28 protein-coding genes are annotated in these 26493 nt (G+C 62.9%); 10 read left to right on the forward strand and 18 right to left on the reverse strand.

The annotated features are described in order from the left end of the window. Window positions 1-45 precede the first annotated feature (45 nt). Window positions 46-321: a peptidylprolyl isomerase gene (locus J3P92_RS15170; RefSeq protein WP_019690952.1), complete on the forward strand. Its 276-nt coding sequence runs from the start codon at window positions 46-48 to the stop codon at window positions 319-321. A gap of 123 nt (window positions 322-444) precedes the next feature. Here J3P92_RS15170 and J3P92_RS15175 read toward each other — a convergent pair whose 3' ends face one another. From J3P92_RS15175 to J3P92_RS15210, 8 genes are all read right to left on the reverse strand, one after another. Further along, on the reverse strand, window positions 445-1359 hold the full coding sequence (locus J3P92_RS15175; protein WP_434648044.1) for a sugar kinase: 915 nt from the start codon (window positions 1357-1359) through the stop codon (window positions 445-447). Between the two features lie 153 nt (window positions 1360-1512). Continuing rightward, a complete protein-coding gene (locus J3P92_RS15180; protein WP_434648046.1) occupies window positions 1513-2730 on the reverse strand; it encodes an amino acid deaminase in 1218 nt (405 codons plus the stop codon). 29 nt (window positions 2731-2759) lie between these two features. Then, on the reverse strand, window positions 2760-3524 hold the full coding sequence (locus J3P92_RS15185) for an IclR family transcriptional regulator (RefSeq protein ID WP_420763545.1): 765 nt from the start codon (window positions 3522-3524) through the stop codon (window positions 2760-2762). Between the two features lie 164 nt (window positions 3525-3688). Further along, window positions 3689-4078: a RidA family protein gene (locus tag J3P92_RS15190; protein ID WP_264427496.1), complete on the reverse strand. Its 390-nt coding sequence runs from the start codon at window positions 4076-4078 to the stop codon at window positions 3689-3691. Window positions 4079-4104: 26 nt separating this feature from the next. Then, window positions 4105-4893, reverse strand: a complete 789-nt coding sequence (locus J3P92_RS15195) for an amino acid ABC transporter ATP-binding protein (RefSeq protein ID WP_434559499.1) — start codon at window positions 4891-4893, stop codon at window positions 4105-4107. Further along, window positions 4890-5552, reverse strand: a complete 663-nt coding sequence (locus J3P92_RS15200; RefSeq protein ID WP_434559501.1) for an amino acid ABC transporter permease — start codon at window positions 5550-5552, stop codon at window positions 4890-4892. The genes J3P92_RS15195 and J3P92_RS15200 overlap by 4 nt, the downstream gene beginning before the upstream one ends. 9 nt (window positions 5553-5561) lie before the next feature. Continuing rightward, window positions 5562-6224, reverse strand: a complete 663-nt coding sequence (locus J3P92_RS15205) for an amino acid ABC transporter permease (protein WP_030141394.1) — start codon at window positions 6222-6224, stop codon at window positions 5562-5564. 54 nt (window positions 6225-6278) lie between these two features. Beyond that, entirely contained in the window at window positions 6279-7127 is an 849-nt protein-coding gene (locus J3P92_RS15210; RefSeq protein WP_420763542.1) for a transporter substrate-binding domain-containing protein, read from the reverse strand. 350 nt (window positions 7128-7477) lie between these two features. Here J3P92_RS15210 and J3P92_RS15215 point away from each other — a divergent pair, with 350 nt between their 5' ends. Both J3P92_RS15215 and J3P92_RS15220 read left to right on the forward strand, forming a co-directional pair. Then, the gene (locus J3P92_RS15215) at window positions 7478-7924 is read left to right on the forward strand and encodes a thioredoxin family protein (protein ID WP_420763541.1); all 447 of its coding nucleotides are present in this window, start codon (window positions 7478-7480) and stop codon (window positions 7922-7924) included. 180 nt (window positions 7925-8104) lie between these two features. Further along, window positions 8105-9550, forward strand: coding sequence for an aldehyde dehydrogenase family protein (locus J3P92_RS15220; protein WP_434648049.1), 1446 nt, complete (start codon window positions 8105-8107; stop codon window positions 9548-9550). Window positions 9551-9554: 4 nt separating this feature from the next. Here J3P92_RS15220 and J3P92_RS15225 read toward each other — a convergent pair whose 3' ends face one another. Further along, complete coding sequence (locus J3P92_RS15225; protein WP_434648052.1) at window positions 9555-9947, reverse strand: GFA family protein; 393 nt, start codon at window positions 9945-9947, stop codon at window positions 9555-9557. Between the two features lie 30 nt (window positions 9948-9977). Then, on the reverse strand, window positions 9978-10904 hold the full coding sequence (locus J3P92_RS15230) for a LysR substrate-binding domain-containing protein (RefSeq protein WP_434648055.1): 927 nt from the start codon (window positions 10902-10904) through the stop codon (window positions 9978-9980). Between the two features lie 130 nt (window positions 10905-11034). Here J3P92_RS15230 and J3P92_RS15235 point away from each other — a divergent pair, with 130 nt between their 5' ends. Next, the gene (locus J3P92_RS15235) at window positions 11035-11436 is read left to right on the forward strand and encodes a RidA family protein (RefSeq protein ID WP_434648057.1); all 402 of its coding nucleotides are present in this window, start codon (window positions 11035-11037) and stop codon (window positions 11434-11436) included. Window positions 11437-11617: 181 nt separating this feature from the next. Here the strand turns inward: J3P92_RS15235 and J3P92_RS15240 are convergent, their stop codons facing one another. From J3P92_RS15240 to J3P92_RS15255, 4 genes are all read right to left on the reverse strand, one after another. After that, window positions 11618-12097 (reverse strand): VOC family protein, encoded by a 480-nt coding sequence (locus J3P92_RS15240; protein WP_420763535.1) that lies wholly within the window; start codon window positions 12095-12097, stop codon window positions 11618-11620. Window positions 12098-12164: 67 nt separating this feature from the next. Then, window positions 12165-13466 (reverse strand): Nramp family divalent metal transporter, encoded by a 1302-nt coding sequence (locus J3P92_RS15245; protein ID WP_434648060.1) that lies wholly within the window; start codon window positions 13464-13466, stop codon window positions 12165-12167. A 146-nt stretch (window positions 13467-13612) separates the two neighbouring features. Continuing rightward, the gene (locus J3P92_RS15250; RefSeq protein ID WP_434559513.1) at window positions 13613-13852 is read right to left on the reverse strand and encodes a hypothetical protein; all 240 of its coding nucleotides are present in this window, start codon (window positions 13850-13852) and stop codon (window positions 13613-13615) included. Then, a complete protein-coding gene (locus tag J3P92_RS15255) occupies window positions 13845-14630 on the reverse strand; it encodes an MlaA family lipoprotein (RefSeq protein WP_434648063.1) in 786 nt (261 codons plus the stop codon). Before J3P92_RS15255 ends, J3P92_RS15250 begins: the two co-directional genes overlap by 8 nt. A 333-nt stretch (window positions 14631-14963) precedes the next feature. Between J3P92_RS15255 and J3P92_RS15260 the strand changes: the two genes are divergently transcribed. From J3P92_RS15260 to kefC, 4 genes are all read left to right on the forward strand, one after another. Further along, entirely contained in the window at window positions 14964-15674 is a 711-nt protein-coding gene (locus J3P92_RS15260; RefSeq protein ID WP_420763531.1) for a response regulator, read from the forward strand. Further along, complete coding sequence (locus tag J3P92_RS15265; RefSeq protein ID WP_434606474.1) at window positions 15671-17017, forward strand: HAMP domain-containing sensor histidine kinase; 1347 nt, start codon at window positions 15671-15673, stop codon at window positions 17015-17017. The genes J3P92_RS15260 and J3P92_RS15265 overlap by 4 nt, the downstream gene beginning before the upstream one ends. Window positions 17018-17119: 102 nt before the next feature. Beyond that, a complete protein-coding gene (gene kefF, locus J3P92_RS15270) occupies window positions 17120-17641 on the forward strand; it encodes a glutathione-regulated potassium-efflux system oxidoreductase KefF (RefSeq protein ID WP_434559517.1) in 522 nt (173 codons plus the stop codon). Between the two features lies 1 nt (window position 17642). After that, window positions 17643-19469, forward strand: a complete 1827-nt coding sequence (gene kefC / locus J3P92_RS15275; protein WP_434648066.1) for a glutathione-regulated potassium-efflux system protein KefC — start codon at window positions 17643-17645, stop codon at window positions 19467-19469. 12 nt (window positions 19470-19481) lie between these two features. Here the strand turns inward: kefC and J3P92_RS15280 are convergent, their stop codons facing one another. Continuing rightward, window positions 19482-20450: a GlxA family transcriptional regulator gene (locus J3P92_RS15280; RefSeq protein ID WP_434648069.1), complete on the reverse strand. Its 969-nt coding sequence runs from the start codon at window positions 20448-20450 to the stop codon at window positions 19482-19484. Window positions 20451-20542: 92 nt separating this feature from the next. Between J3P92_RS15280 and J3P92_RS15285 the strand changes: the two genes are divergently transcribed. Then, the gene (locus tag J3P92_RS15285; RefSeq protein WP_434648072.1) at window positions 20543-21328 is read left to right on the forward strand and encodes an MBL fold metallo-hydrolase; all 786 of its coding nucleotides are present in this window, start codon (window positions 20543-20545) and stop codon (window positions 21326-21328) included. On the opposite strand, the gene J3P92_RS15290 is transcribed toward J3P92_RS15285, so the two are convergent. Next, complete coding sequence (locus J3P92_RS15290; RefSeq protein ID WP_434648075.1) at window positions 21298-22563, reverse strand: cytochrome P450; 1266 nt, start codon at window positions 22561-22563, stop codon at window positions 21298-21300. The genes J3P92_RS15285 and J3P92_RS15290 overlap by 31 nt on opposite strands. A 100-nt stretch (window positions 22564-22663) precedes the next feature. Beyond that, on the reverse strand, window positions 22664-23527 hold the full coding sequence (locus J3P92_RS15295; RefSeq protein WP_434648078.1) for an aldo/keto reductase family oxidoreductase: 864 nt from the start codon (window positions 23525-23527) through the stop codon (window positions 22664-22666). A gap of 100 nt (window positions 23528-23627) precedes the next feature. Between J3P92_RS15295 and J3P92_RS15300 the strand changes: the two genes are divergently transcribed. Continuing rightward, a complete protein-coding gene (locus J3P92_RS15300; protein ID WP_434648081.1) occupies window positions 23628-24533 on the forward strand; it encodes a LysR family transcriptional regulator in 906 nt (301 codons plus the stop codon). On the opposite strand, the gene J3P92_RS15305 is transcribed toward J3P92_RS15300, so the two are convergent. Further along, the gene (locus tag J3P92_RS15305; protein ID WP_434648084.1) at window positions 24530-25333 is read right to left on the reverse strand and encodes an aminoglycoside adenylyltransferase family protein; all 804 of its coding nucleotides are present in this window, start codon (window positions 25331-25333) and stop codon (window positions 24530-24532) included. The two genes, J3P92_RS15300 and J3P92_RS15305, sit on opposite strands and share 4 nt — an antisense overlap. Window positions 25334-26493: the final 1160 nt, after the last annotated feature.

The following is a 26493-nucleotide window of genomic DNA, read 5'->3' on the forward strand; positions in this document are numbered from 1 at the left end:
GAGGCATAATCGCCGCCATTTCACCCCCTTCAGGTCTGTGCCGCAATGAAAGCCCAAGCCCGCCATATCCTGGTGAAAACCGCCGAAGAAGCCGAACAGCTCAAACAACGCATCGCCAAGGGCGAAGCGTTCGACGTGTTGGCAAAGAAATACTCCACCTGCCCCTCCGGCAAGCGCGGCGGCGACCTGGGTGAAGTGCGGCCCGGGCAAATGGTCGGCGCCATCGACGCGGTGATCTTCAAGAAACCACTGCGGGTGGTGCATGGGCCGATCAAGAGCAAGTTTGGCTATCACCTGGTGCAGGTGTTTTATAGGGATTGAAGCGATACCGAGCCCCTGTGGGAGCGAGCTTGCTCGCGAAGGCGTCAGGTCAGCTGCATCAATATTGACTGGCACACCGCAATCGCGAGCAAGCTTGCTCCCACAGGGTTTTGGCTGGCCAGATCATCTCGGTATCAATGCCCCCGGCACCTGGATCACCCGGCTCGCCAGCAAATGCCCGGCCTCGGCCGCCTCCGCCGGGCTGCCCCCCAGCAAGCGACTCGCCAGGTAGGCGGCGCTGAACGAGTCCCCCGCCGCTGTCGTATCCACCACGCGCTCTACCCGTTGGGCCGGCACGTCATAAGACCGGCCATCACAACGAATCAGGCACGCCTCGGCGCCGCGCTTGAGTACCACTTCCGGTGTCCCCAGTTGCTCATAGGCGATGAACACTGCGTCACTGTCGGCATGGCCGAACAGTGCTTGTTCGTCATCCACGGTCAGCAACGCCAGCTCCACATAGGGCAATACGCTGCGATAGGCCGCCCGGGCCGCCTCGACCGAGGCCCAGAGCCGTGGCCGGTAATTGTTGTCGAACACCACCTGCGCGCCCCGGCGCCGTGCCTCGATCAGGGTCTCGATGAGTTTGCGCCGGCCCTGCTCGCCAATCACCGCCAGGGTGATGCCGCTGAAATACAGCACGTCGTATCCGGGCAACGCTTCCAGGATCGGCACGGCGGCCGGTGTGGTGAAGCAATCCCGCACGGCAGCCTCGTTGCGCCAGTACAGGAAACGCCGCTCGCCCGCCGCATCGGTCTGGATGCAATACAGGCCCGGCAGACGACCGGGCAAACGCTGGACCCTTTCCAACCCGATGTTTTCCGAAGCCCAGCTTTGGCACATGGCATCGCTGAAAGAGTCGTCGCCCAGGGCGGTGACGTAATCCACCGAGCCTTTGTCGCCCAACGCACGGGACAGATACACCGCAGTGTTCAGCGTGTCGCCGCCGAAGCTTTGCCGCAGGCTGCCGTCGGCGCGGTGTTGCAGTTCAATCATGCATTCGCCGATCAGGGCGATGCGGGGTTTAGTGTTGCTCATGGATGGTCCTGATGGTTCGGTGGTGTATTGCGGACCGCTATCGCGAGCAAGCTCGCTCCCACAGGGATCGTGGATGAATACTGGTTTTGTATTCACAACAAATCCAATGTGGGAGCGAGCCTGCTCGCGATAGCCGCGACTCGCTCTCAAGCCTTAGAAACAAGTCTCCATAAGCTCAACCACCCGCAACCCCTCATCCACCAGGCACCCCACCCGCCACTTGTCGAATGTCAGGCACGGGTGGGAGGTCCCGAACGCAACGATGTCGCCCACCCGCAGCTCGACCCCTGGCGCCACCGTCATGAACGCATGCTGGTCCATCACCGCCGTCACCTTGCAGGCGCTGACATCGTCGCCTGCCACCGAATCAGAATCCGCCTTGTAGCGCTTGAGCGGCACCGGCAGCCCGGCGTCGTAGGCCACGTCGCGCTTGCCCAGGGCGATCACCGCGAAGCCCGGCTCCGGCATCGACTGCACGTGGGCCCAGACTTCCAGGGCCGGACGCAAGCCTTCGTGCAAATCGCTGCGCCGCTCCAGTACGCAGCATTGGGCCTCCTTGTAGATGCCATGGTCGTGGGCCACGTAACTGCCGGGGCGCAGCACGCTGAGGAAACGGCCCTGGGCGTTGCGGGCTTCGAAAGATTCAGCGATCAAGTCGTACCAGGCCGACCCCGAGGCGGTGATGATGGGTTTGTCGATGGCAAACGCGCCGCTGTCCTGCAACTGCATGGCCAGCCCCACCAGGGAAGCGGCGAATGCGCGGATGCCGCTGACGGCATGATCACCGTGGATGACCCCTTCATAGCCTTCGATGCCGGTCAATGCCAGTGCCGGTTGCGCTCCGATGGCCTCGGCCAGGGCCAGCACCTCGGCTTCGGTACGGCAACCGCAACGACCGCCGACGACGCCGTATTCGATCATCACGTTCAGCCGCACGCCGCGAGAAGCGAAATAAGCGCCGAGCTGGGCGACGTTGTCCGGATGATCGACCATGCAATGGAATTCGAACGCCGGGTCGGCCAGCAGATCGGCGATCAATGCCATGTTGGGCTTGCCGACCAATTGATTGGCCATCAGCACGCGCCGTACGCCATGGGCGTAGGCGGCACGGGTCTGCACCGCCGTGGCCAAAGTCAGGCCCCAGGCGCCGGCTTCGATCTGGCGACGAAACAACGCCGGGGTCATGCTGGTCTTGCCGTGGGGCGCCAGCTGCGCACCGCTGTCACTGACAAATTTCTGCATCCATCGGATGTTGTGCTCCAGGGCCTCGCGATGCAGCACCAGCGCCGGCAGGCTCACGTCCCGCAGCAAATGAGCGCCGATGGGCGCGGCGCCCTTCTCGACGCCCGCGTTAGTAATGGCAGAAGACATGTTCGAACTCCTCACACAGCCAAGGCTGTCTATTCGTTGATGCGACGGGCCAGGTGGTTGGCGCTTTCGATCAGCACCCGGCGGTAGTCGGCGTAATTGTTCTTGGCGTCAGCCCTCGGGGCGACGATGCACAGGGTCGCGATGGCCACGCCGTTGGGGTCTTTGACCGGTGCGGCGAAGCAGTGGGTGAAGGTGTCGGCAACGCTATCGAAGGAGAAAAATCCATCGATGCCGGCCTGGCGGATCTCTCCTAGAAACCGCTCCAGCGGCAGACGTTCGCCGTCCGGCAGGATGAAGTCATCGGGGTCGATCAGGTCGATGATCTGCTGGTCGCTCAGATGCGCCAGCAACAGGCGACCGGAGGCCGTCCAGGGGATCGGCGCGTTTTCACCGATGTCCGAAGAGATGCGAAAGTGCCGCTCGCCCTCCTTCATCAGCGCGACCGTGTATTTGCGCCCGTTGAGCAGGCACATCTGCGCGGTTTCCCGGGTCTGCCGGACGATGTCCTGCAAGGCCTGGTCGGCTTCGCGGCTCAGGTCGAAATGCCGCAAATGCGCCTGGCCGAGAAAGTACAACTGGCGCCCCAGGTAGACATGGCCATCCTTGCCCACCGGCTCGAGGATGCGACGCTCCAGCAGCGACGCCACCAGCTCATAGACCGTGGACTTGGGGCTGCCGATGCCGCTGGCGATGTCGTTCGGGCGCAACGGCTGGCCGATCTCCTTGAGGAAATCGAGGATATCGAACGCCCGATCCAATCCCCGGGCCCGGCGTTTGATGGTGTCTTCGGTCATGTCTGTGGTCCCTGAAATTTCACCCATAATCGCATGTATCTTTATTGTGGCGAGGGAGCTTGCTCCCGCTCGGCTGCGCAGCGGTCGTAAAGAATGGGCCTGCTGCGCAGGCCAGCGGGAGCAAGCTCCCTCGCCACAGAAGTGAATTCGCCAGAAAATCGTGGTCAGGCCTTTTTCTTGTAGGCCACACAGTCGATCTCGACCTTGCAATCGACCATCATGCTCGCCTGCACACACGCCCGCGCCGGGGCGTGTTCCGGGCTGAAATACTCACCGAACACCTTGTTGAAGCTCCAGAAATCCCGCGGGTCTTCCAGCCAGACACCGCAGCGAACCACATCTTCCAGGCCATAACCGGCCTCTTGGAGAATGGCGATCAGGTTCTTCATGGTCTGGTGGGTCTGCTCGACGATACCGCCAACGATGATTTCGCCGTTCACTGCCGGCACCTGGCCGGACACGTGCAGCCAGCCATCGGCCTCCACGGCGCGGGCGAAGGGCCGTGGCTGGCCGCCGCCTGCGGTGCTGCCGGTGCCGTAACGGGTAATGCTCATGGATTTATCTCCTTGTTGAATGGAAGTTAAAAACGGGTGTTCTTGAGGAATTCCGCCAGGCGCGGCGATTGCGGTCGCTCGAACAATTGCTTCGGCGGCCCCTGCTCTTCGATGCGGCCCTGGTTCATGAAGACGATCTTGTCCGAAACTTCGAAGGCAAAGCGCATCTCGTGGGTCACCAGCAGCATGGTCATGCCGTCTTCGGCAAGGCCCTTGATCACGTTCAATACTTCGCCGACCAGTTCCGGATCCAGGGCCGAGGTCACTTCGTCGAACAGCATCAGGCTCGGGTTCATCGCAATCGCCCGGGCAATCGCCACGCGCTGCTGCTGACCGCCGGACAACTGACCGGGGAAGTGATCGCGCCGTTCCAGCAGGCCGACCCGCTCCAGCCATTTTTCGGCCAGGGCCACGGCTTCGTCCTTGGGCAGTTTTTTCACCTTGAGCAGGCCCAGGGTGACGTTCTGCAACGCGGTCAGATGCGGGAACAGGTTGAATTGCTGGAAGGCCATGCCGGTCATGGCCCGGTGCCGGGCGATGACTTTCTCGGGGTGGCGCACACGCTTGCCGTCCACCTCGTCATAGCCGATGGACTCGCCGTCGAGCATGATCCGGCCGCCCTGGAATTCTTCCAGCATGTTGACGCAACGCAGCAGCGTGGTCTTGCCCGAACCACTGGAGCCGATCAGCGTGACCACGTTGCCGCGCTGCATGCTCAGGTCAACGCCCTTGAGCACTTCCAGCGGGCCGTATTGTTTGCGCAGGCCACGAATGTCCAGCAGCGGTTGGGCGTTGGAGAGGGAAATATCAGTCATGGCAAGGCCACCCGCTTTTCAATGTGCCGCCCGAGCAACTCGATGGCGTAATTGATGATGAAAAAGAGAAAACCGGCGAACAGGTAGAACTCCAGGGTCATGAACGTCCGGGCGATGATCTGCTGGGTGCTGAGCAGTAATTCGGCCACACCGATCACCGACAGCAGGGTCGAGGCCTTGACGATCTCGGTGGAGGAATTGACCCAGGTCGGCAGGATCTGCCGCAACGCCTGGGGCAACAGCACGTAGCCCAGCGCCTGCTGGAATGTCAGGCCAATGGCCTGGCTCGCTTCCATCTGCCCACGGGGCAACGCCTGCAGGGCGCCGCGCACGATCTCGGCCACGTGAGAGCCGCAGAACAGCGTCAGGCCCAGCACACCGGCCTGGAACGCACCGATCTGCCAGCCCAGGGCCGGCGCCATGTAGAAGCAAGCCAGCACCAGCACGAACACCGGTGTACCGCGGATCAAGTCGACATAGAAACGAAACGGCGCGCGCATCCAGACCCGCCCGTATGTCAGCGCCAACCCGGCGAAGAGACCGATCAATGTGCCCAACACAATCGCCAGCGCCGAGCATTGCACGCTGGTCAGGAAGCCACTCCACAAAGTGTCCCGGGCGACCCACAACTCGTGCAACCAACTGGGGGATTCGTACATGGGAAACTCCTAACGGCGGATCGCCAGACGCTGCTCGAAATAACGCAGCAGCATGGCAATGAGGTAACAGGCCGCGACATACAGGGCCGTGGTCACCAGCCAGGTTTCGATCACCCGGTAGCTCTCCACGTTGATCTTGCGGGCGTAATAGGTCAGCTCCGGCACGGCAATCGCCGCCGCCAGGGAGGTGTCCTTGAACAGCGAAATGAAGTTGTTCGACAGGGCCGGCAACACGTTGCGCAGCATCACCGGCACGGTGACGTAGGCCTTGACCTGCCACTCGCCCAGGCCGATCGCCAACCCTGCTTCGCGCTGGCCCTTATGAATACTCAACAGCCCGCCGCGAAACACTTCGGTCAGGTAGGCCCCGGCGTACAGCGAGAGCGTGATAACGAACGACGGCAGCTTGTCCAGGCGAATGCCCAGGCTCGGCAAGGCGAAGTAGATCAACAGGATCAGCACCAGGATCGGCGTGTTGCGGATCACGGTGACGTACACCGAGGCCAACACCCGCAACAAGCGATGCTTGCTGAGCAGCGCAAACGCCATCGCCAGGCCGATCACGCAACCGATGGCGATCGACACCAGCGCGAGGGAAAGCCCCAGGCCAAGCCCCGCCAGCAAGGTGTCGAAATCGCGCCAGACGGCGGCAAAATTCAACTGATAATTCATGGTCGGCAGTACCTTCGACGGTGCGCCCGCGAGGGGCGCCCCGGGCTCACAGGGTCATTTGAATTCAACAGGGAAACCGATCGCCGGAGACGGCAACTCAACGCCGAACCACTGCTTGAACGACGCCGCATAGGTGGGGAATTCCACACCGGTCATGGCCTCGTGCAGGGTGGTGTTGACGAAGTTCAGCCAGTCCTGGTCGCCGCGCTTGACCGCGCAGGCGTAGGTTTGCGGGCTCCAGGCGTAGGCCGGGCTGCGGTAGCGACCGGGGTTCTGCACCATCAGGTACTTGACCGAGGATTGGTCGGTGGCGGCGGCATCGGCGCGGCCGGAGTTCACCGCCTGGTACATCAGGTCGACGCTGTCGTATTGGTCGACCTTGGCCTTGGGCAGCGCCTGGTGGACCAGTTCTTCGGCGTAGACGTTTTGCAGCACCGCCACGGTGACGTCGTCATCGGCGGCCTTGAGGTCCTCGATTTCCTTGTACTTGCTGTTGGCCGGCAACAGCAGGCCCACCCCTTCGCGGTAGTACGGCAGCGTAAACGCCACTTGCTGGGCGCGGCTGGCGGTGACGGTGATGAACTGGCAACTCATGTCGACCTTGTCGGTCAGCAGGTTGGGAATCCGCGCATCGGATGATTGCACCACGAACTCGACTTTTTCCGGGTCATTGAACAGCCCCTTGGCGACCATCCGCGCGATGTCGATATCAAACCCCTGCAACTTGCCATCCGCTCCTTGGAAGTGCCACGGCGCATTGGTGCTGCCCGTGCCCACGATCAATTTCCCGCGTTGCAGCACGCTGTCCAGCTTGCTGTCGGCCGCCTGGGCGACACCCATGGCGGCCGTCGTGGCCGCGAAGAGAAAAACACACGCTTTGAACAAGGAAGGTCGGCGTTGCATGGCAAGCACTCCAGGGTGAGTTTATTCCGCTATACCGGAATGTGGTATGTAACAACGGAATAGACAGCAGAAAGTGTGCCACAGCCTTTCGATGCGGTGGAGTGAAAAATGGAACGTCAATGAAATCAGGAAGATAGAAATCCAGTGGATCGGACGGCGCAACCATGACCCGCTCGCGGCTGCTACCGATGGCTACGGCCGCTGGGTAACAAGGCCCCATTACGAAGCCTATCGGGGGCGCAATACACCCATCGCACCGAAACGGGGCCGCCACCTGTCAACTCTGACAGTAGCGTCGCCGGAACGTGTTGCTTATGGTCCTGGGCACGTCTCGACACAGGGAAGCCGCCATGAGCTCGCTCATCACTCACGTCAGCACTCAAAAGGACTACCGCACGGCGCTCAAGACCTGGCGCCCGGTGGTCTTTTATTTCGGCCATCCGCACTGCTACGCCTGCGGCATGGCCGACCCGCTGTTCTGCAAGGTTGCCGAGACCTTCGAGAATCGGGCCGTGATCTACAAACTGAGCACCGATCAATCGCCTCGGCACCCGGAAGTCACCGGCACGCCCACCGTGCTGTTCTATAAAGACGGAAAACTACGGCGCAAGCTCAAGGGCATCGGTGACCCGGCCTCATTCGTCCAGACCTTTACCGAGCTCGTCGGCCGGACCAGACCCAGGCGCTTGCCGACGCCACGGCGGCACGATTTGCGCTGGTTGCGCCAGCAACTCAAAACACTGTGCACCGCCCGCCGGGCCCCGGCACTTTTGCGGCTGCGGGCGACGCCTCGGTAGCGTCGGGCCTGCGAAGCGCCTTCGCTACGTTTTTGCAAAGTCAGCCCGGCATATTCAGCAGATTGTTCTTTGCCGGGCCAAACAACGGCACAACCCGCCAGGGCCGCTTTGGTAGTTTATCGGCATGCAACCACGACCTGCTGCCGGCAGTGTCATCACCGCTCTATGGGAGCCTGATGGATGACCAAACCCTCATATATTCCGCAAAATACCGGGCAGTTCTACATCGACGGTCATTGGCAATCGCCGACCCGGGGGACGACGCTGGCAGTCGTCAATCCGGCCACCGAAGAGGTGCTCGCCGAGGTTGCCCAAGGATCATCCGACGACGTTGACCGCGCCGTCGCGGCGGCAAAGGCGGCGATGCCCGGCTGGGCCGCGACCGCAGTGGCGGATCGCGCCCGAATCCTCGGGAAGATCCATGAACTGATGCTCGAACGCAAGGAAGCGCTGGCCCAGGTGCTGTGCCTGGAAATGGGCGCGGCAATCGGTTTCGCCCGATCCATGCAAGTGCCGCTGGCGGCCGAACACGTTCGTGTGGCGCGCGATGTGCTGTCCACTTATGCATTTCAGAAAATCGAGAACAGCACCGCCATCGTGCGCGAACCCATCGGCGTCTGCGGTTTGATCACGCCGTGGAACTGGCCGCTCTATCAGATCACCGCCAAGGTCGCCCCGGCGATCGCCGCCGGTTGCACCGTGGTGCTCAAGCCCAGCGAACTGTCGCCTTTGAGCGCCCTGCTGTTCGCCGAACTGGTGCATGACGCCGGCCTGCCGGCAGGCGTGTTCAACCTGGTCAACGGCGGCGGTGCCGAGGTCGGCGCGGCCATGGCGGCGCACCCCGACATTGACATGATTTCCATCACCGGCTCCAATCGCGCCGGCGCCCTGGTGGCCCAAGCCGCCGCCCCCACGGTCAAGCGGGTCACCCAAGAGCTGGGCGGCAAGTCGCCAAACGTGTTTCTGCCCGACGCCGACTTCGCCAAGGCCGTGCCGCCCGGCGTGATGTCGGCGTTGCGCAATGTCGGCCAGTCCTGCAGCGCGCCGACGCGGATGATCGTACCCAGGAACCGCCTGGCGGAAGTCGAGGCACTGGCGGCCGCCACGGCCAACGCCATCATCGTCGGTGACCCACGGTCGGAAGACACCGTGCTCGGCCCGATTGCCAACCAGGCCCAGTTCAAGCGCGTGCAGGCGATGATCGAAGCGGGCCTGGAGGAAGGGGCCAAGCTGATTTGCGGTGGGCCGGGACGCGTCGACGGTTTCACCAAAGGCTTCTACACCCGGCCAACCGTGTTCTCGCAAGTCGACAACGGCATGCGCATCGCCCAGGAAGAAATCTTCGGCCCGGTGCTGTGCATCATCCCGTACGACACGCTGGACGAAGCCGTCGCCATCGCCAACGACACCGTCTACGGGCTGGGCGCGCACGTTCAGGGCCGCGACCTTGACCAGGTACGCGCCGTGGCCAAGCGCATCCGTGCCGGGCAAGTGCTGCTGAACTACCCGACCTGGAACCCCATGGCCCCGTTCGGCGGTTACAAGCGCTCGGGCAACGGGCGCGAATATGGGGTCCATGGGTTCGAGGAGTATCTGGAGATCAAGGCGATTGTCGGGTTCGAGTAACCGCCTACTCCTCTGTCCGCCCGCTGCCCCCGCGATCATGCTGATACCGCCGCGCCAGCGGGAACGCCGGCAGCCAGGACTCGCGGCGCACGGTCCAGCATTCGTAGGTGGGCGTCAGTTGGTCGGGGGTATCGAGCGTGCCGAGGTGCACTTCGATCTCGTCGCCGCTGCGGGCGAACAGCGACGAGCCGCAATTGGGGCAGAAGAAGCGCCCGGCATAATCCCGGGGCTCGCCCGTGACGGTGACGGCGTCCTCGGGGAACACCGCCGCCGCAAAAAACAGTGCACCGTGATGCTTGCGGCAATCCAGGCAGTGGCAAAGGCCGACCCGGTATGGACGGCCAGACGCTTCAAGACGAACGTTGCCGCACAGGCAACCGCCGGTGAATCGTTCCATCGCTGTTCTCCTCTGCGATCGAGAAAAATGTCATGACGCCTGCCGATCAAGGATAGGCGCATGCTGCGCCATCAGCTCCATCACCCAGTCAATGAACACCCGCAGCTTGGCACTGATGTGCCGGTTCGGCGGGTAGGCCACGTACATCGGCATCGACTCCAGGCGCCAATCTTCGAACAACGGGACCAACGTCCCCTGCGCCTGGTGAGTCCGCGACATATAGATGGGCAACCAGAGCACCCCCAGCCCCGCCAGGCCGGCGGCCAGGTAGGCGTTGCCATCGTCGATCGCCAGGGCGTAACGCCCCTTGATGCGCAGGTGCTCGTCTTGTCGGTGCATGGCATACGGCAAGGCCTTGCCGGTGCGTGCCCACAGGAAACCGACGACGCGATGTTGGGAATCCTCCAGCTCACGCGGATGGGCCGGGGTACCCAGACGCGCCAGGTAGCTTGGCGCGGCGAAGACCCCAAGGGCCAGGTCGCCGACGCGTCGGGCGATCAGCGATTGGTCCTTCAGTTCGCCGCCGCGAACCACGCAATCGACGTTTTCGTCGATTATGTCAACGATGCGGTCGCTGACGCCCATGTCGATCTGGATGTCGGGGTAACGCTCGTAGAACTCCGGCAGCGCCGGTATCAGGATCAGCGCCGCCAGCGGGCTCGGCACATCCACCCGCAGCCGCCCGCGCGGCAGGGCCTGGGCGCCGGACAAGCTGGTCTCGGCGTCATCCAGGTCCGCCAACAGGCGGATCGCACGCTCATAGAAGGCCGCGCCGTCCGCCGTGACGTTGACCTTGCGTGTCGTGCGGTTGAGCAACTTGACTCGCAGCCGCGCTTCGAGCTGTTGCACCAGCTGGGTCACGGTGGTTTTGCTCATGTGCAGCGTCTCGGCGGCCTTGGTGAAACTGCCCGACTCCACCACACGCACGAACGCCTGCATCGCATCGAAACGGTCCATCTGCGCCTCGGATTGTTTGGGTTTGACAAACAGTGAACGCCAAGCTTGCCCGTTTATCGCCCGAGCACAAGCCCCTACAGTTTCTCCATCGCACATTGGCGGCCGCTACGGCCCATCGAGGAGACACCCCATGACACAGCGTGACGTCGTTTTTCTGCCCGGACGCCAGGCGCTTTACGAGCGCAACCGCTATTCGCCGGCGATTCGCTCCAATGGTTTGCTGTTCGTATCCGGACAGGTCGGCAGCCGCGAGGACGGCTCGCCCGAGCCCGTGCTGGAAGACCAGGTGCGCCGCGCCTTCACCAATCTTGCGGCCATACTCGCCGCCGCCGATTGCAGCTTTGACGACGTGATCGACGTCACGGTCTTCATGGTTGATCCCGAATCGATATTCGAACGGGTCTGGAGCGTGGTGCCCGAATTCTGGGGCCACGCGCCGCACCCAACGCTGACAGCGGTGGGTGTGACATGGCTGTATGGTTTCCAGTTCGAGATCAAGGTGATTGCCAGGTTGCCTGGACCCTCCCTGTAGCATCTGGCGTGTGGAGAGTCAGCGGTGAGTGTGTTGGCTGACCCTCCGCCATCGCGAGCAAGCTCGCTCCCACATTTGATGGGGTAACTTCAATTTTTCTGCCAGCACGGATCCCTGTGGGAGCGAGCTTGCTCGCGATGGCGGAGGGTCAGCTTGCATGGTTTTTACTGCCGACCGCAGGCTACCCCTTCACCGCCGCCTCGATCGCCGCGATGTCGATCTTGGTCATGTTCATCATGGCTTCGAAGGCGCGCTTGGCGGCGGCTTTGTCGGCGCTGGTGATCGCCTCGACCAGAACCCGGGGGCTGATCTGCCACGACACACCCCACTTGTCCTTGCACCAGCCGCAAGCGCTCGCCTGGCCGCCGTTGTCGATGATCGCGTTCCAGAGGCGATCCGTCTCGGCCTGGTCATCGGTTGCGACCTGGAAGGAGAAGGCTTCGTTGTGCTTGAACATCGCGCCGCCATTCAAGCCGATGCAGGGAATGCCGATCACCGTGAAATCCACCGTGATGACATCGCCCTGCTCGCCCGCCGGATAATCGCCCGGCGCATGGTGGATCGCGTTCACCGCGCTGTCGGGAAACGTGCTTGCGTAGAACTCAGCTGCGTCCTGCGCGGTGCCGTCGTACCAGAGGCAAATCCTGTTCTTGTTGTTCATTGGGATTCTCCGAAAGGGACTGGACCATGAAGTCTAGCAGCCCCTTCCAGAGATGAATGCCCAGGGCTCAGGCAAACAGATCGATGCCCAGTTGGAACGCCACCCACAACGCCAGGCCGGTCGCGAACACCAGCGCGATGTTCTCGAACAGGTTGTTGCGGTATTCCTTGCCCAGCAGCGACTTCTGGTTGGACATGATCAGCAGGCCCAGGGAGATCACTGGCAGGCCGACGATGTTCAGCGCGTTGACACCGATGGTCAGGGTCACGAAGTCTGGCATGCCCGGCAGCGACCAGATCAGCGGCGTGACGAGGATGAACAGCATGAACCACTTGTGCATCGGGTCGCGGTGGAACTCCTTGCCATAGCGCTCGCGACGCTCAGGACGCACGTGCTGGAAGGCATCGGTGATCAGCATCGGGAATGCCGTGGTCTTGCCGGAAATGCTGGCGAACAGCGTGGCGAACACACCGACGAAGAACACATACCAACCGATCGAGCCGAAGAACATTTCCAGGGCCTTGCCCAGGTCGCCCAGGGTTTTCACCTCGATGCCATTAGGCCGCAGGATCTCGGCGCCGACGATCCAGATCGCCAGGTTGATGACGATCCCGACAAACACCGCAAACAACAGGTCGTTGCGCTGGATGCGCTTGTGCTCAGGGCCAACCCAGCCTTTCTGGCGCATGACATAAGGGTGGACGAAGTTGGCGATGGAACCCGCCACCGCGCCAATCACCGAGACCGCCACCAGCAGCGCACCGTGCACGCCTTCATCGGGTGGAATGCTGAAGCCGATGGTGCCTTTGACGATCCCGGCGACATCCGGGCCGGACATGACCGCCAAGGCGAGGAACGCCAGGGTCATGATCGCCAGCAACACCTTCATCACGCCCTCGATCATCGAGTAGATATTGCGCCCGACGAGCATCCACACTGCCAACACCACCGCCACCGAACACAGCAGCGGGTAATCGGTCTTGAGCAGCATCGCCAAGGCCTCGCCGGCGCCCTTGATCATGTAGGCGTTCATCAGGTGCCCCATGAGCAGCGCATACACCAGCATGAACCAGGCGAAAAACGGATTGAGCTGGGCGTAACCCTGCAGGATGGTCATGCCCTGGTTATTGCACAGCTGGAAGCGGGCAATGATGTTGACGATCAGGTATCGGAGCAGCAAGGACACCGCCAGCACCCACATCATTGCGTAGCCGTAGTTCGCGCCGGCCACGGAAGATGTGATGAGATCGCCAGCGCCCAGCCATGACAGTACCGCGATGATACCGGGGCCAAGTAGCTTCAAGAGGCGTACGAAGCGGCTCTGCGCGGGGGCCACGGCCTGGCCTTCTGCGGAGGGAATGCTCGACATGGATGGAATCTCCGTTATTTTTTTTGTGAGGAACGGAAACAGTCGACCATATTTCGTACGACATCGTACAACCATAATTAAGCCGGAAGTATGTAAAAATGTTTCAACTCCCCGACATGGTTACACGCCGGGGAGATCGCCCATCGTCACGGCCCGCTGCCCCGCTCGCCATTGTTGATCATCCAACGAATCATGCTCGCCAACGGCACCCGATAGTGCTGGGCTGCACACAGGCCCGGTTGCTGCGGGTCGTACCATTCGACGTAGCGGCTGAGCAGTACGTGCTGGCCGTCCTCGGCAAGCCGCAGTTCGAGCTCGCGGCAATGCAGCGAGCCTTGGTCAATGGTCTTCACCCGCCGATGCAGGACCAGCGCCTGGCTATTCATCGGCGCCACCGCGTTCCGGGCATTGCGGCTCGTCCTGGACGGCGCCCAGTTTGCCATCCGCGACGAAATCAGCACGTCGTTGCGCGATGGCGTCGCGCAGCGCCACGTAATAGTCCGGTCGCGCCTGCAACTGGTCGGTGAGCGGCAGCGCCTGCGCGCGTCCATCGACGACGCCGCCCACGGTCTTGATCGTACCCAGGGTCTGGACGGTATCGCTGTTGTCGCCGAAAGGGTCCACGACGAAGCTCACCACCTTGCCGGTCGCATCCCTCAGGTTGGCAGTGCCCAGCAGCGGCAATTCCACGATCGGTCCGGGGGCGATATTCCAGACGCCAAACGTCTGGCCGAAATCCGATTCATGACGCGCGATGCCCATCTTGCCCGACACGTCGATCAGCCCGACGATGCCCACGGTGGTATTGATGACGAAGCGCCCAAGAGTCGTGACCGAACGCTGCCCATTGCCTTGCAGCAAATCGTTGATGAACACCTTGGGCTCACCGAAGTTGGCGACGAAGTTGTGTACGCCAGCCTGGAACATGTCCGGCAGTTTGCGATACCCACGGGCGACGGGGGCCAGGGCGTAATCGTCCACGGTACGGTTGAAGGCGAAGATGCCGCGGTTCACCGGTTCGGCCGGATCGTGCACCGCATAGGGAACACTTTCGCAACTGCCCGGCTTGGCGGTTGGCGTACTGCTGCAGCCGCTGGCGAGTACCGCCAGCGCGACGATGACGGTGGATCGGACAAACAGCGGCGCGGGTTTGAGGATCGACATGCGGGGCTATCTCGGGGAGGAATGGAGGGGTGCCTATGCCGGTTAAAAGCCAAACACCAAACCCGTGGCGAGGGAGCTTGCTCGCGCTGGGGCGCGAAGCGGCCCTAAAAAAGCGGTGAGCGCTTCGCACTCAAGCGCGAGCAAGCTCGCTCGCCACAGGTTCAGAATCGACTCTGGAGAGACCGACATCGACCCCATCCTGCCGCCGTTTTCTTGCCCGCAGATTTCCGGAATATTGCCCGCCGGCAGCTTTGTTTCCGGATTGAAATAAATGACGCAGGCCCGGATTGACCCTAGTATTGCACCCCGTATTCATTGCCCGACGTGACCACCGTGAGCCACTTATTACTGGTGGACGATGACCTCGAAGTCCTCGCCCTGCTGCGCAAATTCCTTGAGCAACATGGCTATAGCGTCGAAGTCGCCGCCGACGGCAACGCCCTGTGGCAAGCGGTGGAACGCCGGCAGCCGGACCTGATCATCCTCGACGTGATGTTGCCGGGCGATAACGGCCTGGTGCTGTGCCAGCGCCTGCGCAACGAGCACCGGGTCGGGATCATCATGCTCACCGCCATGGGTGAATTGAGCGACCGTGTCGTCGGCCTGGAAATGGGCGCCGACGACTACCTCACCAAGCCCTTCGATGCCCGAGAATTGCTGGCCCGGGTGCGCGCCGTCCTGCGGCGCACCGGCGAAGCCAGGGGCAGCCCGGGCGACCTCGCCCGGCCGACCTTGGAGTTCGAAGGCTGGCAACTGGACGTCACCCGTCGCGAATTGCGCTCGCCCGACAAGGTCATGATTCCGCTGTCTACCGGGGAATTCGAATTACTGCTGGTCTTCGCCGAACATCCACGCCGGGTGCTCACCCGCCAGCAACTGCTCGACCTGGCCCGTGGTGAGACCTTCGATGCGTTTGACCGAAGCATCGATGTCCAGGTCAGCCGTTTGCGGCGCAAATTGGAAAGCGACGTCACCGGTCCGTCGATGATCCGCACCGTTCGCAACAGTGGCTACCTGTTCAGTCCCCACGTGGTGAAGCGATGACCACCGGGCCCACGAAGGTCCATCGACCACGGGACACCGTGGCACGCTGGATCGCGCTGACCACAATGGTGGCGATGCTGACGTTGCTGGCGCTCAACGAACTGTTCAGCCTGTTGGCCGGCGCCTGGGCGCGCCCTCCCCTGATGGAAACCGGCCTGATGGAAAAGGCCGCAGCGATTACCCGCATCATTGATTCGGTCAAGCCCGCACAACGACCCGACATTGCCGTGGCGGCCAGTGACGAGGCGTTCAGCGTCCAGTGGCTGCGGCGCTATGAAGATGCGCGGTTACCGGTGATCGACGACCCGGAGTTCAGCGAAGGCTCGGCATTCCTCCATCGGCAGTTGGGCAGGCCCGACGCACGGATCGACGCCTACGAACCAGGAGACTGGCCAGCCGATGACCCCGCCAGGCGCTACGCCGTAATCATCGAACTGTCCGACCGCTCCTGGGTAACCGTCTCTGTGACCTCGCGCAGCTGGGGCCTGGGAGAATGGGCGCGCAACCTGATCATCATCGCACTGATCATGCTGTCGACACTGATCGTCGCCCTGATCGCCACGCGACACCTCGCCACACCGCTGGAGCGCTTTGCCGAGGGCGCCCGACGCTTTGGCGTGGACTTCCGGGCACCGCCGATCCCGGTCGTAGGTCCCTTCGAAATCCGCCAGGCGATCCTGGCGTTCAACGCCATGCAGGCCCAGCTCAAGCACTTCGTCCAGGACCGCACGCAGATGCTCGCCGCCATCTCCCACGACTTGCGAGCCCCCCTGACCCGCATGCGCCTGCGCGGCGAATTCATAGAGGACCCCGAACAGCAATCGAGGTTGTTCCGGGACGTCGACGAGATGCAGGCGATGGTCAACGCCGCCTTGGAATTCTTCCGCGACGAAGCGCGCCTGGAACACGCCACGGCGTTCGACCTGGCGGAACTGCTGCACACCGTCGTCGACGATTTCCGGGACGCTGGCACCGAAGTGTCCTTCGAAGGCGCCCAGCGGTTCGTGTATGTCGGCCGGCCCATCGGGATCAAGCGCGCGCTGAGCAACCTGATCGACAACGCGGCGAAATACGGCAGCGAACCGGGCGTGCGGTTGAAGTCCTTCGCCGACTGCGTCGAGATCCGCATCGTCGATCGCGGGCCGGGCATCGCGCTCCAATATCAGGAGCAAGTGTTCGCGCCGTTCTTTCGCATCGAAGGCTCGCGCAACAAGAACACCGGCGGCGTCGGCCTGGGCCTGTCGGCGGCACGGGCGACGGTACTGGAGCATGGCGGAACGCTGATGCTCAGGAACCGCAGGGACGGTGGTCTCGAGGTCAGGGTCTCGCTGCCGCTCAATTGACCTCGGCACGGCATTGCGGCGAACAATGTCCTAAACAACACGTGCCTTACTCGGTAGGATGTCCGGCCTTTTGACCTGGCCCTGTCGCGCGGAACCGCCCCGATGATCCTGATCGTTTACGCCCATCCCTACCCCGACCAATCGCGGGTCAACCAACAGATGCTCAAGCGCGCGTCCGACAACCCAGACGTGGTCATACGGTCTCTCTACGAGCTTTACCCAGACTTCAACATCGACGTCGAGGCCGAACAGCGCGCTGCCGAGCAGGCTGACCTGATTGTCCTCCAGCACCCGATGTACTGGTACGGCATGCCGCCTCTCTTGAAATTGTGGATCGATAAAGTGTTCACCCATGGCTGGGCCTATGGCAAAGGCGCCACGGCCCTCAACGGTAAGCGCCTGTTGTGGGCCGTGAGCACGGGTGGCGAACGGGAGCATTTTCAGATCGGCGCGTACCCGGACTTTTCCGCGCTGGCCCAGCCGCTCCATGCCACGGCGCTCTATTGCCACATGCGCTGGCTCGAGCCGGTCGCCGTGCACGGCGCCTACGCCGCCGAGTCCGACACTCAACGGGCACAAATCGAACACTACGGCGCACGCCTGGCCGCTTGGAAGGAAGATTGAAATGCAGACGCACAGTATGATCGAGATGCTCATCTACCTGGCCTCGGCGACGCTGATCGTGCCGATTGCCGTGCGCTTCGGCCTGGGCCCGGTGCTGGGTTACCTGCTGGCCGGTTGCGTGATCGGCCCGTGGGGCCTCAAGCTCATCACCGATGTAAAAGCTATTTTGGAGTTCGCCGAAATCGGCGTCGTCCTGATGCTGTTCATCATTGGTCTAGAGCTCGACCCCAAGCGATTGTGGGCGCTGCGCAGGATGGTGTTCGGCGGCGGCGCCCTGCAGATGCTGGCCTGCGGCGGTGCAATCGCCGCGTTCTGCGCGGCCCTGGGACTGAATTGGACGGCGGCGCTGCTGGTCGGCCTGACGTTGAGCCTTTCCTCAACCGCCATCGCCATGCAGGCGATGAGCGAACGCAACCTGACCGCCACCGCCGTCGGGCGCAGCAGCTTTGCGGTGCTGTTGTTCCAGGACATCGCGGCCATTCCCCTGGTCGCCATGATCCCGTTGTTGTCGGCCCACGGCCAAACCCCGTCAGGCATGGCCTTGGCGCTGTCGATCGTCAAAATTGTCGCCGCCATCAGCGTCGTCGTGCTGCTGGGGCGCTACGTGACGCGACCGCTGCTGCGCTTCGCCGCGCGCTCGGGCCTGCGGGAGATTTTCAGTGCGGTGGCGCTGTTCCTGGTGTTCGGTTTCGGCTTTCTTCTCGAAGAGGCCGGCCTGTCGATGGCAATGGGCGCGTTCCTCGCCGGCGTGCTGTTGGCAAGCTCCGAATACCGCCACGCCCTGGAAAGCGACATCGAGCCGTTCAAGGGCCTGCTGCTGGGGCTGTTCTTTATCGGCGTGGGCATGTCGATCGATTTCGGCACGCTGATCAACGCACCGCTGAAGGTCATCACCCTGACCCTGGGCTTCATCCTGATCAAACTGCTGGTGATCAAGACCGTCAGCCGCTTCCTGAACGTGCCCGCCGGCCAGCGCTCCTGGCAAGCGGTGCTGCTCGGCCAGGGCAGTGAATTCGCCTTCGTGGTGTTCGGCGCTGCGACGTTGGCCGGCATCCTCACCGACCAGTGGGGCAAAAGCCTGACGCTGGCGGTCGCCCTGTCCATGTGCCTGACGCCCTTGCTGATCCTGCTGCTGGACCGCGTGGAATCGGCCACCAAAAAGGACAACCAGCAATCCGATCTCGTCGACCAGCAGAATCCAAGGGTGATCATTGCCGGCTTCGGTCGTTTCGGGCAGATCGCCGGTCGCTTGCTGATGTCCTGCGGCGTTGAGGTGGTGGTTCTCGACCATGACCCCGACAACATCGAGACGCTGCGCAAGTTTGGCGTAAAAGTGTTCTACGGCGACGCCACGCGCCTCGATCTGCTCCACGCCGCCGGCGCGGCCCAGGCGATGGTGCTGATCAATGCGATAGACGATCAGCAGGACAACCTGACGCTGACCCGAATGGCCCAGGAACACTTCCCCGGATTGAAACTGATCGTGCGGGCGCGGGACATGGCGCACCTGATCACCCTGCGGCAGTTGGGCGTGGAAAGCGCCGAGCGGGAGACCTTTGAAAGCGCGCTGTCATTGGGTCGACGCGCGCTGGTGCAGATGGGTGTCGGCGCATACGAGGCACGCGAACGCGCCGACCAGTTCCGTCGTCTCAACCTGCAGATGCTCGAAGAAATCGTCGCCCAGCCGGAAGACGACCTCAAGTTCCGACACGACGCCTACCGCCGCGCCAATGCGCTGCTCACGGAAATGTTCAACGAGGACCGCGCGCACCCGGTCGACAGCTGGCCGGACCATCACCGAAACGAGAAGGAGCAGGCGCGCAGCTGACGCGCCCCAGCTTCACACCCGCCCGAACTGGCGCCGGTACTGCACCGGCGTCAGCCCTGTCAGCGCCTTGAACATCCGCTGCAGGTTGGAGCTGCTGCTGAAACCCAGCTCGGCGCCGATGCTGGCCAGGGGCAGCGACGTCAATGTCAGGCGTTCGCCCACCTGATTCAACTTGATGCACCGGGCATACGCGGCGACGGTCTGGCCGGTTGCGTCGCCAACCTTGCGCGCCAGCGTGCGCTCGGACATGGCAAGCCGACTCGCCAGCGCCTTGACCGTGATCTGCTCCGCCGGCATCTGCTCGATCAAGCCATGCAACCGGCGCAGCAATCCGTCGGGCTGCTGTATCAGCGCAATCCCCTGAAACGCCACGTGAGGGACGGCCGGGCGCGGCAACACCATCAGCCGGGTAATATCGCGCAGTGCATCGTGACTGACGTTACGTTCGATCAGGTGCTCGGCGATGGGCAGGTAACCGTTCACCCCCGACGCGGTGGCGGTTCGCTCGTTGAACACGCAGTTCTGTTCGCTCTGCCAGCGCACGTTGCCGTACTGCTCCTGCATCGACTGCGCCAACCACCAGGTGACTGTCGCGCCCTGCCCGTCCAATCGGCCACAGGCGGCCAGCAGACAGACCCCGGTGCAGTAGGCCCAGAGTTGCAAGCGCCGGGGGCGGTTCGACAGCGCTTTCAACAGCGGAGCCTGGCCGGCAAGCACACCCTTGACCTGTTCGGCCGATTCGGCCCAGAAACCAGGCACCATGAGCGCATCCAGGTCGGCCTCGCCCAACGACTTCTCAGCCTGAAGACCGATGCCATGGGCGCAGGTCACCGGGCCGGCTTGCAGCGCGACATAGGTCGCCTCGAACAGCACCCGACCACTGCGGCGGTTGGCCGCGTGCAGCAAATCAGCAAAGGCAAACAGGCCGGCAGGCATGCAACCGGGAAACAGCAACAAACCGATGCGGAGTTTTTTCGGCATGGCTCAAATTGAATCAAGGATGTCAGATCCAGCCATTATGCCCATCGCCCGGGATCGGCACCATGGAACGCTCGCCCAACAAGGAACGCTCCATGAAAATCCAACAGATCCGCAACGCCACGATCATCCTTGAGTTCGGCCCGTACCGCGTGCTCGTCGACCCCATGCTGGCCGGCAAAGGCGCCCTGCCGCCGCTTCGCCTGTTCGGCGCGACCCAGCGCAATCCGCTGGTGGAGCTGCCGGCGTCCACGGCAAGCGCTCTTGAAACCGTGACTCATTGTCTGATCACGCACTGCCAGAAAGGCCACTTCGATCATCTCGATCGGGCGGCGAAACACTGGCTGCGAGAACGCCAGATCCCGGTCATCTGCACGCCCCGCGACGCCGGGTACCTCGCCAGGCGAGGCTTGAACGTCCAACCGCTCGCCAACGATCACGAGCAACCCGGCGCGTTCCTGGGTGGCAGCATACGGTCCGTCAAATGCACCCACGGACGGGGCCTGGTGGGCAAGCTGATGGAGCACGGCGTCGGCTACCTGATCGAGTTGCCCGACGAGCCCAGCGTCTACCTCACCGGCGATACCGTGCTCACCCCCACTGTGTGCGATTTCGTATTGCGCCATCAACCACAGGTCAGCGTCGTACCGGCAGGCGGGGCACGTTTCGATATCGGCGACGACATCATCATGGGCATGGAAGAAACCCTGGAATTCACCCGTCTGTCTCGTGGGACCGTGGTGGCCAATCACCTGGAAGCCATCAGCCATTGCCCGACGACACGAGAGGCACTGCGCGCTGCCGCCGAGCGGGCGGGGGTTGCGGAACGGCTGCTCATCCCGGACGACGGTCAGGCACTGGTCTTTTCGTCCCCCCAATGACCCGTCACGGTCATCGGCACGGCCTCTCGGGGCAACATGGGCAGGCGTTGGAAATCGACGGCCTTCACGTCCAAACGCCATTGTAGGTGCCGGCACAAATATTCAAACGTTGCCTGCATCAACGACAAGGTCAACGGCTCGCCAGGACAACGGTGGTAGGTGTACTCGCCGCCGCCCTGGCTGATGACCGACGTTTTCATCGGGCATTGGCCGAAACGTTCGGGCGAAAAACTATCCGGCGCCTTCCAATGCGCCGCATCGCGGTTGCTGCCGAAAAGGTCCAGCAGCACCCGGGTGCCTTTGTCGAAACGATAGCCGCGCCATTCGAAGCTCTCGCGCACGAACGCGGCCACCATCGGAAAGAACGCGTAGAAGCGCCGCGTTTCCTCGGCGAAGGCCCACGCCGCGCCTTCGTTGCGGGCGATGGAGGTGCGCCATCGCGGCTGTCGCTCCAGCTCGATCAGCCCGAACAACAGGAAGCGCCCCACCGCGACCACCGGGCGCAGAATGTTGAGCAATTCGACGGCCGCTACCCGTGGCGCCAACAATTGCCCTTGCTCATCGCGATGCTGGGCAAGCTTGTGCAGGGGGGACTCCGGCAACGCAGGGTGGGCGCCTCGCCGGCAGTTTTCGATCCAGCGCGCGGCCTCGGCTTCGCAGGCCTTGCGCCGCCACCACGCGGCCGGCATGCGCCAATCCAGGCGACCGCTGCCGTCGATCAGCGAGGCCAACCGCCGGGTCAGCCGGTGCATTTGTTGGTCGCTCATCGTCGCAACGCCGGCCCATTCGCAGACCGACCGACACAACAGGGCCTCGATCCAAGGCAGGCATTCGAACGCCTCGCCCACTGGAAGTCTTGCCGTGGCCTCGCTCAAGCGAGCTTCATAAACCTGGGTCAAACGCTGGACGTTTTCCTTGTCCAGCAGTTCGAGGAACAATTGCTTGCGTCGCGCATGAGGGGCTCCGTCGAGCCCCTGGACCCCACCGGCCCCCAGCAGAATATTGCGCAGCGGCGCAGGCGTGGACGTGGGCGTTCGGACAAAGCGCCGCGCGTCGTAGAACAGCTCCGCCGCCTCCAGCCCGCTGAGGCAAAGCGTGCGCCGACCCAGCAGCCGGGTCTGGAAAACCGGGCTGCCATAGGCGGCGCACCGCTTGCGAATGAACGGGTAGCCCTCGCGTAAAAAAGCCCATGTCGAATCAGCCCAGCGATGGCCGGGAATACCAGGGTCTGCCATGACGAAATCCTTGCCTGACGACGATAAATCTGGGACATCGTCCGGCCGGAGCCTGTTCGATTTTTCAGGCACCAGGCACACCGCCGCGCGGCGCCTGTCGCTACAGCATGGCGTCAAGCTCGGCCAGCATCTGCGCGGGAATTCGCAGTTCACTTGCCGAGAGGTTTTCCTGCAGGTGCGCCACGGATGACGTACCGGGAATCAGCAACATATTCGGCGCACGTTGCAGCAGCCAGGCCAACGCGACGCCCAGCGGTGAAGCGTCCAGGCGCGCGGCGACATCCGACAGGGTTTGCGATTGCAGCGGCGTAAACCCACCCAGTGGGAAGAACGGCACGTAGGCGATGCCTTGCTTGCCCAGCTCTACAATCAGTTGTTCGTCGACGCGATGGGTCAGGTTGTAGTGATTCTGCACGCAGACCACCTTCGCAATGCCCTGGGCCTGCTTGACCTGGGCCGCGGTGACGTTGCTCAAGCCCAGATGGCGGATCAGGCCCTGATGCTGCAACTCGGCCAGCGTCGAGAACTGTTCCTCGATGTCGTCATCGGCTGGCGAATGCAAATTGCCCCAGGCGCGCAGGTTGACCACCTCCAACACATCCACGCCAAGGTTGCGCAGGTTGTCATGGACAGCGCGAGTCAGCTCGGCCGGGCTGTGGGCCGGGTTCCATGACGCATCCGTACCCCGGACGGCGCCAACCTTGGTCACGATGACCAGCTCGTCGGCGTAAGGATGGAGCGCTTCACGGATCAGCCGGTTGGTGACATGGGGCCCGTAGAAGTCAGCGGTGTCGATATGGTTGACGCCCGCCGCCACCGCTTCGCGCAGCACGGCGATGGCCGCCGCCGGATCCTTGGGTGGCCCGAAAACCTGGGGGCCCGCCAGTTGCATCGCGCCGTAGCCCATGCGCTTGACCGTACGATCGCCCAGTTGAAAAGTCCCTGCGGTGTCTGCCCTGCTCATCTCGTACCCCTTGATTAAATGTGCCTGGGCCGACTATAGGCGTTGACCACTCCGCTGATAATCAGGTGCAATCCGAACGGGCTGTACGGTGGAGAGAACAATGGCGACAAATATCCAGGACTTGCTGTCCTTCGTGACGGTGGTGAACGCGGGCGGCTTTCGTGAAGGCGCGCGGATCAGCGGCAAATCCGCCTCCAGCCTCAGCGATGCCGTGCGACGCATCGAAAGCCGGCTCGGCGTGCGCCTGCTCAACCGCACCACCCGTAGCGTGGTGCCGACCGAGGCCGGCGCGCGGCTGATGGAACGCATCGTGCCGGCCTTGGGCGAGGTGGAATCCGCGCTGGACGTGGTCAACGATTTTCGTGATCGTCCCTCGGGCACCCTCAGGCTGAACGTACCGGTCAGCGCCGCCCGGCTGGTGCTGCCCGCGATCATCGCGCCGTTCCTCAAAAGCTACCCTGACATCCGCCTCGAAGTGGTCACCGAGGAAAGCTTCGTCGACATGCTCGCGGCCGGGTGTGACGCCGGCATTCGCTACGACGAACGCCTTGAGCAGGACATGATCGCCATTCCCATCGGCCCACGCTTGCAGCGCTTCGCCACCGCCGCGTCACCGGCATACCTCGACGCCCGTGGCCGACCCGAGCACCCGCGGGACCTGCTGCGGCACGCCTGCCTGGCCGGCAAGTTTCCCAGCGGGGCCCTACCGCTCTGGGAGTACGAACGGGACGGGGAAACCATCAGCGTCGAGCCGAACGGCCCGTTGATCGTGCGCATCGGCGGCGCCATGGACCTGGCGGTGCAGGCGGCGGTGGATGGGATGGGCATCGTTCATTTGTTCGAGGACTGGCTGCGGCCACACCTGGACAGCGGCCTGCTCGAACCGGTACTCGAACCCTGGTGGCAGCATTTCACCGGGCCGTTCCTCTACTACCCCGGCCGCCGCTACCTACCCTCGCCGCTGCGGGCGTTCGTGGACTTTGTCAATCAGAACCGGGGCGGTTAGACGTCGGTGCGCAGCCGGGAATAGAGCCGGTCAATCTCCTGTCGCGCATGCTCCACATACGCCCTCACCTGTCGGGGTTTGCCAGCAAGATCATCTGCCGCCCACCCCAGATAGACGGCGCGGGCCGTTTCCAGCACGGACCGATGGGCCAGGGGCAAACGTTCCAGGAGCCATGCGGCCGCCTGGTCCTTGGGCGCGATGGTGCCTGTTTCGAGGGTGAGCCAGATGCGCGCCAATGCCAGTACCACGTTGCACTGTTCATCGTGCCAATCGGTGTCTTCATTCCATTGCGTGGTGGTGTCGTACAACGCCCGCCTCAGATCAGCCGCCGGCACTGGGCTGAGCGTTTCATCGATAGGGGCGCCGAACAGGCAAACACTGTGCTGCATTGCCTTGGTCAACAGGATGGCCAGGTCGTGGTCCTTCATGGCAGGCTCGAAATGCCCGGCCTGCAAGTCCTCGCGCAACCACTCCCCGAACTGGAACTCGCGTACCGGCGGATATCGCCACGGGACGATCGCATCCAGGGCGACCACTGTCACCTCCAACGGCCGGAGCGAATCGGTCGGCGGCCAGGCCGAGACGGTCAGCAGATCCTTCATCAGCCCATGCCTCACGGAGTCAGGCAATCGCAGGTCGACGAACACCAACAGATCGATGTCGCTGTTGGGCTTGAGCCCACCGTCCACCGCTGAACCGAACAAGACGACGGCGCGCAGTCCCTGACCAAGATGACGCTTCAGCACCTCGAGCGCACGGGAAACTTGTGAGGTGATTTCAGTAGCTGATCGGACAGTCATAAGCACTCGTCGCGTGGCATGGAAATGCGTCAGTCTTTCCCAACTGCCCCTGCGAGGGCAAGCATCTTCCGGCCACTTCCCAGGCTGTTTTTTCAAGCTGAACCACCGCTATCGCGAGCAAGCTCGCTTCCACAATAGGTTCTGCGGTGTGGCCAAATTCAACAAACAACACTGCCCCCCTGTGGGAGCGAGCCTGCTCGCGATGGCGGCGGCACATCCAACATCTCCATAAGCTGAACCACCCCTATCGCGAGCAGGGCTCGCTCCCACAATAGGTTCTGCGGTGTGGCCAGGTTCAAGACACAACACTGCCCCCCTGTGGGAGCGAGCCTGCTCGCGATGGCGACAGTACATCCAACATCTCTGCAAGCTGAACCACCGCTATCGCGAGCAAGCTCGCTCCCACAAAAAGCCCTGCGCCGTGCCCGCATCCAACAAACAACACTGCCCCCCTGTGGGAGCGAGCTTGCTCGCGATGGCGGCGGCACATCCAACATCTCTGCAAGCTGAACCACCGCTATCGCGAGCAGGGCTCGCTCTCACAAACAGCCCCGCGCCGTGCCCGTATTCAACAAACAACACTGCCCCCCTGTGGGAGCGAGCTTGCTCGCGATGGCGGTGGCACATCCAACATCTCTGCAAGCTGAACCACCGCTGTCGCGAGCAGGGCTCGCTCCCACAATAGGTCCTGCGGTGTGGCCAGATTCAACAAACAACACTGCCCCCCTGTGGGAGCGAGCCTGCTCGCGATGGCGGTGGCACATCCAACATCTCTGCAAGCTGAACCACCGCTGTCGCGAGCAGGGCTCGCTCCCACAATAGGTCCTGCGGTGTGGCCAGATTCAACAAACAACACTGCCCCCCTGTGGGAGCGAGCTTGCTCGCGATGGCGGTGGCACATCCAACATCTCCATAAGCTGAACCACCGCTATCGCGAGCAGGGCTCGCTCCCACAACAGGTTCTGCGGTGTGGCCAGATTCAACACACAACACTGCCCCCCTGTGGGAGCGAGCCTGCTCGCGATGGCGGCCGCACATCCAACATCTCTGCAAGCTGAACCACCGCTATCGCGAGCAAGCTCGCTCCCACAATAGGTCCTGCGGTGTGGCCAAATTCAACAAACAACACTGCCCCCTGTGGGAGCGAGCTTGCTCGCGAT

Origin of the sequence: Pseudomonas sp. D3-27, from assembly GCF_051132165.1 — a bacterium.
Lineage (GTDB): Bacteria > Pseudomonadota > Gammaproteobacteria > Pseudomonadales > Pseudomonadaceae > Aquipseudomonas.